Source organism: Nocardia pseudovaccinii NBRC 100343 (assembly GCF_001613225.1).
GTDB lineage: Bacteria > Actinomycetota > Actinomycetes > Mycobacteriales > Mycobacteriaceae > Nocardia > Nocardia pseudovaccinii.
This window is the reverse complement of sequence record NZ_BDBY01000450.1, coordinates 2,501-5,319: the sequence shown is the minus strand read 5'-3', so window position 1 is coordinate 5,319 and position 2,819 is coordinate 2,501. Positions and strand designations below refer to the sequence as shown.

General features: G+C 55.5%; 2 rRNA genes (1 of these 2 cut by a window edge). Both read right to left on the bottom strand.

Annotated features, from left to right (window positions below):
- Positions 1-7: 7 nt before the first annotated feature.
- Positions 8-124: ribosomal RNA gene (rrf, locus tag NP3_RS45715) — 5S ribosomal RNA — on the bottom strand.
- A gap of 120 nt (positions 125-244) precedes the next feature.
- Positions 245-2,819, bottom strand: a 23S ribosomal RNA gene (locus NP3_RS45710); it runs 558 nt beyond the window's last position.

Genomic DNA, 2,819 nt, shown 5'->3' with positions numbered 1-2,819 from the left:
AAGGATGTTCCGGCGGTGTCCTACTCTCCCACACCCTGTCGAGTGCAGTACCATCGGCGCTGGTGGCCTTAGCTTCCGGGTTCGGAATGGGACCGGGCGTTTCCCCACCGCTATAGCCGCCGTAACTCTATGAAACTATCCACACAAACAGCGCGACAACATTCAGGACCATGATCCTGTCAGTTGTCTGCTGCAGTGCCTGTGTGTTGTTTCAGATACCGCACAGTGGACGCGTAGCTTCTTCGTTGGTAAGTCCTCGGCCGATTAGTACCAGTCACCTACACCCGTTACCGGGCTTCCAGTTCTGGCCTATCAACCCCATGGTCTGTAGGGGGCCTTAACCACTCGAAGGTGGTGAGAAACCTCATCTTGGAACAGGCTTCCCGCTTAGATGCTTTCAGCGGTTATCCCTTCCGAACGTAGCTAACCAGCAGTGCCCTTGGCAGGACAACTGGCACACCAGAGGTTCGTCCGTCCCGGTCCTCTCGTACTAGGGACAGCCTTCCTCAAGTTTCTGACGCGCGCGGCGGATAGAGACCGAACTGTCTCACGACGTTCTAAACCCAGCTCGCGTGCCGCTTTAATGGGCGAACAGCCCAACCCTTGGGACCTACTCCAGCCCCAGGATGCGACGAGCCGACATCGAGGTGCCAAACCATCCCGTCGATATGGACTCTTGGGGAAGATCAGCCTGTTATCCCCGGGGTACCTTTTATCCGTTGAGCGACACCGCTTCCACTTGCCGGTGCCGGATCACTAGTCCCGACTTTCGTCCCTGCTCGAGCTGTCACTCTCACAGTCAAGCTCCCTTGTGCACTTGCACTCGACACCTGATTGCCAACCAGGCTGAGGGAACCTTTGGGCGCCTCCGTTACATTTTAGGAGGCAACCGCCCCAGTTAAACTACCCACCAGGCACTGTCCCTGAACCAGATCATGGCCCGAGGTTAGAGGTCCAATACGATCAGAGTGGTATTTCAACGACGACTCCACAAACACTGGCGTGCCCGCTTCACAGTCTCCCACCTATCCTACACAAACCGTACCGAACACCAATACCAAGCTATAGTGAAGGTCCCGGGGTCTTTTCGTCCTGCCGCGCGTAACGAGCATCTTTACTCGTAATGCAATTTCGCCGAGTCTGTGGTTGAGACAGCAGAGAAGTCGTTACGCCATTCGTGCAGGTCGGAACTTACCCGACAAGGAATTTCGCTACCTTAGGATGGTTATAGTTACCACCGCCGTTTACCGGGGCTTAAATTCTCAGCTTCGCCATTACTGGCTAACCGGTCCTCTTAACCTTCCGGCACCGGGCAGGCGTCAGTCCGTATACATCGTCTTACGACTTCGCACGGACCTGTGTTTTTAGTAAACAGTCGCTTCTCTCTGGTCTCTGCGACCACCCCCAGCTCCCGGAGTAAATCCGTTCACCAGACATGGTCCCCCTTCTCCCGAAGTTACGGGGGCATTTTGCCGAGTTCCTTAACCACAGTTCTCTCGATCGCCTCAGTATTCTCTACCTGACCACCTGTGTCGGTTTGGGGTACGGGCCGTGTACCAACTCACTAGAGGCTTTTCTCGGCAGCATAGGATCACTGAATTCACCTCAATCGGCTACGCATCACCTCTCAGGATATATGAACGGCGGATTTGCCTACCGTTCTCCCTACAGGCTTACACCAGGACAACCATTACCTGGCCCAGCTACCTTCCTGCGTCACCCCATCGCTTGACTACTACAGCAGGGGTCGTATGCAGCCACTTCTCTTCACCCGAAGGTGATAGGTCCGCTTTTGGATACTTAGCACCACTGATTCGCCATTGGGCGCGGATACACGGGTACGGGAATATCAACCCGTTGTCCATCGACTACGCCTGTCGGCCTCGCCTTAGGTCCCGACTCACCCTGGGCGGATTAACCTGGCCCAGGAACCCTTGGTCATTCGGCGGACGAGTTTCTCACTCGTCTTTCGCTACTCATGCCTGCATTCTCACTCCCACAGCCTCCACAACTAGCTCACACTGCTGCTTCCATGGCTGCAGGACGCTCCCCTACCCATCCACACCACTGCACCACAAACCGTAATCTATGGCGGATGTATTGTGTGAATGCCGCGGCTTCGGCGGTGTACTTGAGCCCCGCTACATTGTCGGCGCAGAATCACTTGACCAGTGAGCTATTACGCACTCTTTCAAGGATGGCTGCTTCTAAGCCAACCTCCTGGTTGTCTTCGCGACTCCACATCCTTTTCCACTTAGTACACGCTTAGGGGCCTTAGCCGGCGATCTGGGCTGTTTCCCTCTCGACTACGAAGCTTATCCCCCGCAGTCTCACTGCCACGCTCTCACACACCGGCATTCGGAGTTTGGCTGATTTCGGTAAGCTTGTAGGCCCCCTAGACCATCCAGTAGCTCTACCTCCGGCGTGAAACACGTGACGCTGCACCTAAATGCATTTCGGGGAGAACCAGCTATCACGGAGTTTGATTGGCCTTTCACCCCTACCCACAGCTCATCCCCTCAGTTTTCAACCTAAGTGGGTTCGGGCCTCCACGACGTCTTACCGTCGCTTCACCCTGGCCATGGGTAGATCACTCCGCTTCGGGTCTAGAACACGCGACTCGAAACGCCCTATTCGGACTCGCTTTCGCTACGGCTACCCCACACGGGTTAACCTCGCCACATGCCACTAACTCGCAGGCTCATTCTTCAAAAGGCACGCCATCACCCACCCTAGTAAACTAGGCGCAGGCCCTGACGGATTGTAAGCGCACGGTTTCAGGTACTATTTCACTCCCCTCCCGGGGTACTTTTCACCTT